Annotated in this window: 11 protein-coding genes; 5 read left to right on the forward strand and 6 right to left on the reverse strand. The window is 60.0% G+C overall.

Annotated features, from left to right (window positions below; genetic code table 11):
* Window position 1 precedes the first annotated feature (1 nt).
* Window positions 2-844, forward strand: a complete 843-nt coding sequence (locus EF096_RS18580; protein ID WP_123891259.1) for an ABC transporter ATP-binding protein — start codon at window positions 2-4, stop codon at window positions 842-844.
* A gap of 99 nt (window positions 845-943) precedes the next feature.
* Window positions 944-1,246 (forward strand): hypothetical protein, encoded by a 303-nt coding sequence (locus tag EF096_RS18585; protein WP_123891260.1) that lies wholly within the window; start codon window positions 944-946, stop codon window positions 1,244-1,246.
* A 56-nt stretch (window positions 1,247-1,302) separates the two neighbouring features.
* On the opposite strand, the gene EF096_RS18590 is transcribed toward EF096_RS18585, so the two are convergent.
* The 6 genes from EF096_RS18590 to lptM are packed head-to-tail and all read right to left on the reverse strand — an operon-like array spanning window position 1,303 to window position 5,875.
* Entirely contained in the window at window positions 1,303-2,013 is a 711-nt protein-coding gene (locus EF096_RS18590; RefSeq protein ID WP_123891261.1) for an HAD family hydrolase, read from the reverse strand.
* Window positions 2,010-2,951 carry a tyrosine recombinase XerC gene (gene xerC, locus EF096_RS18595; protein ID WP_123891262.1) on the reverse strand — a complete coding sequence of 314 codons (942 nt, stop codon included), beginning with the start codon at window positions 2,949-2,951 and terminating at the stop codon, window positions 2,010-2,012. Before xerC ends, EF096_RS18590 begins: the two co-directional genes overlap by 4 nt.
* The gene (locus EF096_RS18600; protein WP_123891263.1) at window positions 2,935-3,639 is read right to left on the reverse strand and encodes a DUF484 family protein; all 705 of its coding nucleotides are present in this window, start codon (window positions 3,637-3,639) and stop codon (window positions 2,935-2,937) included. Before EF096_RS18600 ends, xerC begins: the two co-directional genes overlap by 17 nt.
* Complete coding sequence (gene dapF / locus EF096_RS18605) at window positions 3,636-4,466, reverse strand: diaminopimelate epimerase (RefSeq protein WP_123891264.1); 831 nt, start codon at window positions 4,464-4,466, stop codon at window positions 3,636-3,638. The genes EF096_RS18600 and dapF overlap by 4 nt, the downstream gene beginning before the upstream one ends.
* Window position 4,467: 1 nt before the next feature.
* Complete coding sequence (lysA, locus tag EF096_RS18610) at window positions 4,468-5,721, reverse strand: diaminopimelate decarboxylase (protein WP_123891265.1); 1,254 nt, start codon at window positions 5,719-5,721, stop codon at window positions 4,468-4,470.
* A gap of 7 nt (window positions 5,722-5,728) precedes the next feature.
* Window positions 5,729-5,875: an LPS translocon maturation chaperone LptM gene (lptM, locus tag EF096_RS18615; protein WP_123891266.1), complete on the reverse strand. Its 147-nt coding sequence runs from the start codon at window positions 5,873-5,875 to the stop codon at window positions 5,729-5,731.
* A 125-nt stretch (window positions 5,876-6,000) separates the two neighbouring features.
* Between lptM and cyaY the strand changes: the two genes are divergently transcribed.
* The 3 genes from cyaY to EF096_RS18630 form a co-directional block, all read left to right on the forward strand.
* Entirely contained in the window at window positions 6,001-6,345 is a 345-nt protein-coding gene (gene cyaY, locus EF096_RS18620) for an iron donor protein CyaY (RefSeq protein ID WP_123891267.1), read from the forward strand.
* Entirely contained in the window at window positions 6,342-6,536 is a 195-nt protein-coding gene (locus EF096_RS18625) for a DUF1289 domain-containing protein (protein WP_123891268.1), read from the forward strand. The genes cyaY and EF096_RS18625 overlap by 4 nt, the downstream gene beginning before the upstream one ends.
* A gap of 304 nt (window positions 6,537-6,840) precedes the next feature.
* A partial coding sequence (locus EF096_RS18630; RefSeq protein ID WP_148079647.1) for an Hcp family type VI secretion system effector occupies window positions 6,841-7,165 on the forward strand: 325 nt, incomplete at its 3' end.

Below are 7,165 nucleotides of genomic sequence, written 5' to 3' on the forward strand. Positions count from 1 at the left end.
CATGAGCAACTCCTGTATCAGTATTCGCAATGTAGGCAAAACCTTCGAGACCCGCGACCAGAGCATTGAGGCACTGCGTGACGTCAATCTTGAAGTTGAGCCTAATGAGTTCATCACCTTTGTCGGCGCATCCGGTTGTGGCAAGTCTACCCTGTTGCGCATTCTGGCTGGCCTTGAGACGCATAGCAGCGGCGACATTCTGCTGCACGATCAGCCGATAGACGGCCCCGGTGTTGATCGCGCCATGGTGTTTCAGCATTACAGTCTCTACCCCTGGCTGAACGTGAATCAGAACATCAAGTTCTGCCGTCAGCTCAAGGTGATTGCCGATACCGTACACAGCCAGTCGGATGTTGAAACCGCCTCTGGCCGCGCCGATGCGCTGCTCAATCTGATGGGGCTCCGCGACTTCAGTGAAGCCTATCCCAGCCAGTTATCCGGCGGCATGCAACAACGTGTAGCCATCGCCCGCGCACTGATGCCCCGCCCGGACTTTCTGTTGATGGATGAGCCTTTCGGCGCGCTGGACGCGCAGACCCGTGAAGTGATGCACGACCTGATTCGCCATGTGCATCGCCTGGAGAAAAGCACCATCCTGTTCGTCACCCATGACGTAGAAGAGGCCATCTATCTGGGTAGCCGTATCGTGCTGATGGCGCCAAGGCCGGGGCGTATCGACAGTATCTATGAGGTGCCCTTGCCAAAGGTGCGTCATCAGGACATGAAGCTGGAGCCGGACTTCATTGAACTCAAGCGTCAGATACTCTCGCGTATCCGAGAAACCTCAGGCGTGCAGACCGATCTGGACCAATTGGCGCGTCTGACAGAAGGGGCGGAACTGTAAATCAGCGGTCCTCGATATAAAAAAATTGTCATCGGGTACTAGCCAAATCATCTGAATGCGCTATATATAGCGTGTTTTCCCTTGGGAGGGTGTTGGGGCATGAGTGACGATATGGACGATGATTACGAAGGCGTGACAGAGACCACCGCCAACGATCAGCCGGATGACAATGATGATGACGCTGATGGCGAGGTAGTCGCCAGCAAGCCGCGCAAGAAAAATGCACCGGCGGAAGAGCTGGAAGGCCCTTCTGTTGAAGCCAAGGACCGTGAGCGCGATGCACTGGCGCGGCAGATGGAAGAGTTTCTGTCGCGTGGTGGCAAGGTGCAGGAGATCGACTCCAACGTGGTCGCCGATCCGCCGAAGAAACCGGACAGCAAATACGGTAGCCGCCCTATCTAGTTCCGGGCGGCTGTTCGGCCTTTATGCCGCCGCTCAGTAGCGGCGGCAACTGCGGGTCAGGCTCGAGCGTACTTCACGTAACGGTTCAGCCACGGCGGTATTTCGCTCAGACAGCGCACCTCGCCATGGGGGCGCGGCTGCTGTGGCCAGGCCTTGCCCTGCGGGTTGAACCAGAGCGTGTGCATGCCTACATCCAGTGCGCCTTGAATATCATCGCCAGGATGATCGCCAATGTGCAGTGCCTGTGCCGGCTCGACACCTGCCGCCTCCAGCGCGGTGAGAAAGGGCGCGGGATCCGGTTTGCTCAAGCCCACATCGTCGGCTGAAACGATGATCTTGAAGAAACGATCCAGCCCCAGCCTGCGCACGTCTGCGTTGCCATTGGAAATACTCGCCAACTGGTACTGCCGTGACAGCAACTCCAGCACGATTTCCATATGCGGGAAGTACTCCAGCTTGTGGCGCGCGTCGAGAAATACAGTAAAGCCCTTGGCCGCCAGTTCACTGGCCTGCTCGGCGGAATAACCTGCCTTGCGCAGGCCCAGCTCCAGCACGGCTATACGCAATGGCGTGACGCGGTGGCGCAGCTCGGGCTGGGTCGCCAGCACTTCGTTACGCAGGGCCATGCGGGCATCGGCATCGAGTTTCTGGGCAAACGCCGGCGCGTTTTTCTCCAGCCAGCGCATTAGCGCTTGCTCGGCGGCAACGACGACCGATTCGGTTTCCCACAGGGTGTTGTCGAGATCAAAGGTGACGAGTTGAATCATTCGGTATCTGCTTTGCGTTTGGCGCGCGGATGGGCCTTGTCGTAGACCTGCGCGAGATGTTGGAAATCCAGATGGGTATAAATTTGCGTCGTGCTGATATCGGCATGCCCGAGCAGTTCCTGCACTGCGCGCAGGTCACCGGAGGATTCGAGCATGTGGCTGGCGAAGGAGTGGCGGAGCATGTGCGGATGCAGATGCTGGCCGATGCGTTCGACGCCGCGCCGCCGCACCCGCAGCTGAATCGCGCGAGTGGTCAGGCGGCTGCCGCGTTGGCTGACAAACACCGGCTGTGCCGCTTCCTGCTGCGCTGGCCTGACCTTGAGCCAGGCCTCCAACGCTGTCAGCGCCATGCGTCCCACGGGCAGCAGGCGGGTTTTATTACCCTTGCCGAGCACCCGCACTTCGCCTTGCTGCAAGTCCAGATCGGCGACGTCGAGTCCAGCCAGCTCCGACAAGCGCAGACCGGACGAATAAAAGAGCTCCAGCATCGCCTGATCCCGTACCTGCAACCAGTCCGGATCGCCATTGTCATCGAGCAACTGGCTGGCGAGGTCTGCGTCCAGGGTTTTGGGTAGTTTCTTGCCCGCCTTGGGCGCGCGCAGGTCCAGCGCCGGATTGATCTGGCAGCGCTGCTCGCGCAATAGATAGCGATAAAAGCTGCGTACGGTGCTGAGTTGGCGTTGCAGGCTGCGCGGTGATATTCCGCGCTGATGCTGCTGCGCCACATAGTGGCGTAACTGCGCGCTGCTGAGCTGATCCCAGCTGCTTAGCTTGCGTTCATGGCGGAACAGCTCCAATTGCTGCAAGTCGTGCGCATAGGCTTCCAGGGTGCGGGGCGACAACTGACGCTCGGTGCGCAGGTGGCGCAGAAAGGCGTCTACATCGTGATCGACCGCCGGCACCTCGGAGGTGCCGGGCGTATCAGGCGTGGGCTTCATCGGCCAGCGGACGTTGGCGCAACAGAATACGGGCCAGCGCATCGGCTACGTAGCCAAGAAACAGGGTGCCGGTGGCGCTGCGGTATTGCTGAGAATCTTTGCTGCCGAGCGCCAGTACGCCATGCAGGCCCTCATGACTGATGGGCGCAAAAGCGGTAGACGCCACTTCTTCGGCGGACTCGCCAAACAGAAAGCTCAGTTCTTCCGGGCGCAGCGCGCCGCTGACCGGTTTGCCGTTATCGAGCAGATGACCGATAGCCTCTTTGGCCGCCGCATGGCTGACGCAATGGGCGTTGCTGTAGCGGTCAGCTTCGGTAAACAGAATCAGACAGACAAATGGCACCTGAAAGTCATTGCGCAGACTGTCTTCAAGGCTGGCGATCACCTGCTCCAGGCTCTGCGCCTCGAGCATGCTGAGGATCAGGCGACGGCTCTTGTCGAACAGCCGGTCGTTCTCGCGGGCGGTATCCATCAGCTGGTTCAGGCGATTGCGCACATCAATATTGCGCTCGCGCAGCAACTTTACCTGACGCTCAACCAGCGATACGGCCTGACCCGGTTGATGCGGAATGATCAGATCGGTAAGTAGCTCGTCATGTTCGGCGAAGTAGGCCGGGTGACGCCGCAGGTAATCAGCGACTTGTTCGGCATCAATGTCGTCGCTGCTCTGCCGCTTTTGCTCGCTCATACGCGTATCTGTCCTTCGTAGACCCGGGTTGCCGGGCCAGTCATCATGACGGGCTGGCCGGGGCCGTCCCATTCGATTTGCAGGTTGCCGCCGGGTAACTGAATTTGTACCGGGGAGCGTAACAGACCCAGCCGGATACCGGCGACCGCTGCCGCGCAAGCACCCGTGCCGCAAGCCTGGGTTTCCCCTACGCCGCGCTCGAATACCCGTAAACGGGCGTGTTCGGGGTCAATTATCTGCATAAAGCCGGCATTGACCTTGCGCGGAAAGCGCGGGTGCGCCTCGATCAGCGCGCCCAGGCGTTCCAGCATGCCGTTGTTGATCTCGTCCACCAGGGTTACGCAGTGCGGGTTGCCCATGGAGACTGCAGAGACCATCAATTGCTCGCCCGCTACGTCGAAGGCGTACTGCTCGGCCTCATGCTCGGCAATAAAGGGAACCTCCGCTGGGGTAAAGCGCGGCGCGCCCATATCTACGGTTACCTGCCCATCCCGCCGTACTTGCAGGGTGATGGGGCCGCCCGCGGTTTCAACCTGGATTACCTTCTTGGCGGTCAGGCGCTTGTCCTGCACAAAGCGGGCAAAGCAGCGCGCACCGTTGCCGCACTGCTCCACTTCACTACCGTCAGCGTTATAGATGCGGTAGCGAAAGTCCGCGTCCGGGCAACTTGGCGGCTCGACCACCAGCAACTGGTCAAAGCCGATACCGGTATGGCGGTCGCTCCACTGGCGGATCTGCTTGGGCAACAGCTGCGCGTGCTGAGTGACCAGGTCAATAACCATAAAGTCGTTGCCCAGCCCGTGCATCTTGGTGAATCGCAGCAGCATGTCAGTCCTCGGGTAGCAGGCGCTCGCCGGCTATCAGTTCGGCGACCGTTTCGCGGCGGCGCACCAGATGGGTGTGCTCGCCGTCGACCAATACTTCGGCGGCGCGCGGACGGGTGTTGTAGTTGGAGCTCATGACAAAGCCATAAGCACCGGCAGACCGCACTGCCAATAGATCGCCTTCAGCCAGCGCCAGTTCGCGGTCCTTGCCGAGGAAATCACCGGTCTCACAGACCGGGCCGACGATATCCCAGCTCAGTAGCTCGGCGTCGCTGCGCGGCTTGACTGCGTCGATACCCATCCAGGCGCTATAGAGTGCCGGACGGATCAGATCATTCATGGCGCCGTCGATGATCGCAAAGTTCTTGTGCTCGGTCGGCTTCAGCAGGTTGACGCGGGTCAGCATCACCCCGGCGTTGGCGACGATAGAGCGGCCGGGCTCAAACATCAGCGTCAGCTCACGACCGGCCAGCGCCTCACGCACCTTGGCCAGGTAAGCACCGGGGCTGGGCGGCGTCTCGTCGCGGTAGGTCACACCCAAACCGCCACCCAAATCCAGGTGACGGATATGAATACCTTCCTCTGCCAGGCCGTCAATCAGCTCCAGCAGGCGCTTGAGCGCATCAATAAGCGGGGTGTCGTCGGTCAGCTGCGAGCCGATGTGACAGTCCACGCCGCAGATATCAATATGGCTCAGCTCGGCCGCGCGGCGGTAGACCGCTGGCGCATTGGCAATATCAATACCAAACTTGTTCTCTTTCAGCCCGGTAGAAATATAGGGGTGCGTCTTGGCATCCACGTCCGGGTTGACCCGCAGCGAGATCGGCGCCTTGATATTCAGCTCGGCGGCCACCAATTGCAGGCGCTCCAGCTCGACGGTCGATTCGATGTTGAAGCAATGAATGCCAACCTCAAGCGCGCGGCGCATTTCTGCTGCGGTTTTGCCCAGGCCAGAGAACACAATGCGTGAAGGCTCGCCACCGGCGGCCAACACACGTTCCAGCTCACCACCGGACACAATGTCAAAGCCAGCGCCCTGACGGGCCAGCAGGTTCAGAACGGCCAGATTGGAGTTGGCCTTGACGGCAAAGCACACCAAATGAGGCACGCCCTGTAGCGCCGAATCCCAGGCCTGATAGGCCTGTTCAATGGCCTGCCGCGAGTAAACGAAGCAAGGGGTGTCGTACTCGGCGGCAATCGCAGATAATGCGACGCCTTCGGCGTGTAGCTCGCCGTGGCGATAATCAAAGGCGGTCATTGTTGCATCACTTCTCGGTCGGTTCCTGGATCAGTTCTTCCTGCGCCGGGGTCGGCGGCTGGCCTGATGTGTCTTCTGGCAGATAAAGAGGGCCCTTCTGGCCGCAGCCAGCAAGTACCAGCAAGCCGAAGATGAGTGCGCTGATATGCTTCATGTTGGATTCCTTACAGGTAGAATATCCGGCAGTATACCCAGCCACCCGGCTCGGTGCATCAGCCGCCGTTCAGCGGCGGCGTTGCAACAGCCAGACGCGGTGGCCAACAGACAAGAGAGAACCCCATGCAGGATGTGAGCGAAGCGGAATTTCACCAGCAGGTAGATCACGTGCAGGATTTGATCGAGCATGCGGTTGACGACTGCGATCTTGATCTGGAAATGGAGCATATGGAGGGCTCGCTGGTGCTGGTGCTAGCCGATGGCACACGCCTGGTTGTGGGCCGCCAGCCCGCCTCCCGCGAGCTATGGCTGGCCACGCCGAATACCACGTTGCACTTTGGCTATCATGGCGAGCAGGGCTGGCAGCATGACAGCGGCGAAGGCTCGCTCTCCGAGGTGCTGTCCGAGGTGCTGGAAGAGTTGACCGGCGAGTCGGTCGAGCTTGAGCTGGATGAGGTCGCCGAGTGACTGAACGCGGCCAGCAAGCCTCTCCTTGCGTGCGCAAGTGCTGCCTGGACGCTGACGAATGCCTGGGTTGCGGCCGCCTGATGAAAGAAATACTGGAGTGGGCCAACGCCACCGATGCGCGTCAGCGCGACATTATTACCGCCGCCGGGGAGCGCCGCCGAGCGCGCGAGCTGCGAGCGCAAAACCGCTGACCCTAGCGCGTTGTCAGTCAACATGACTGGCAAGAACTTGCGCAACCCACACGCCAATCCTCGCTGCCCATCACGCCCCAGCCCTCAGCCACCAAGGCCCACAGGCCGGTGCGCAATAACCTGCACAGCAGTGCGCAGCTTTCTGCGCAATCCACTGTGACCGCTATCACAGAAGCCCTTTTGACTGACCTTGGTTGTTATTCAACTATTTGATTTTTATTGGTTTTATGCGGTTGGCACAGCTCTTGTTTGTTAATGGGCAGCCGGACATCACCGGCACCTCATCTCAAGCAAGGAGAGCACCATGCCAACACCCGCGTATCTCACTATCGAAGGCACCAAGCAGGGCCTGATCACCGCCGGTACCTTCACCGAAGATTCCGTCGGCAACATCTTCCAGGAAGGTCACGAAGACCAAGTTCTGGTTCAAGGTTACAACCACCAGGTCATCATCCCACGTGATCCACAGTCCGGTCAGCCGACTGGCCAGCGCGTTCACAAACCGATGATGATCACCAAGGTGTTCGACAAGTCCTCCCCACTGATCTTCAACGCCCTGACCTCCGGTGAGCGTCTGAGCAAGTGCCGTCTGGAGTGGTACCGCACCTCCGCTACCGGTACCCAGGAGC

Source organism: Pseudomonas neustonica, from assembly GCF_003797945.1.
Taxonomy (GTDB): domain Bacteria; phylum Pseudomonadota; class Gammaproteobacteria; order Pseudomonadales; family Pseudomonadaceae; genus Halopseudomonas; species Halopseudomonas neustonica.

Excerpts from the sequence above, each read along its gene's own strand:
- EF096_RS18580 (WP_123891259.1), top strand. The coding sequence starts at position 2 with ATGAGCAACTCCTGTATCAGTATTCGCAATGTAGGCAAAACCTTCGAG.
- EF096_RS18585 (WP_123891260.1), top strand. The coding sequence starts at position 944 with ATGAGTGACGATATGGACGATGATTACGAAGGCGTGACAGAGACCACC.
- EF096_RS18590 (WP_123891261.1), bottom strand. The coding sequence starts at position 2,013 with ATGATTCAACTCGTCACCTTTGATCTCGACAACACCCTGTGGGAAACC.
- xerC (WP_123891262.1), bottom strand. The coding sequence starts at position 2,951 with ATGAAGCCCACGCCTGATACGCCCGGCACCTCCGAGGTGCCGGCGGTC.
- EF096_RS18600 (WP_123891263.1), bottom strand. The coding sequence starts at position 3,639 with ATGAGCGAGCAAAAGCGGCAGAGCAGCGACGACATTGATGCCGAACAA.
- dapF (WP_123891264.1), bottom strand. The coding sequence starts at position 4,466 with ATGCTGCTGCGATTCACCAAGATGCACGGGCTGGGCAACGACTTTATG.
- lysA (WP_123891265.1), bottom strand. The coding sequence starts at position 5,721 with ATGACCGCCTTTGATTATCGCCACGGCGAGCTACACGCCGAAGGCGTC.
- lptM (WP_123891266.1), bottom strand. The coding sequence starts at position 5,875 with ATGAAGCATATCAGCGCACTCATCTTCGGCTTGCTGGTACTTGCTGGC.
- cyaY (WP_123891267.1), top strand. The coding sequence starts at position 6,001 with ATGCAGGATGTGAGCGAAGCGGAATTTCACCAGCAGGTAGATCACGTG.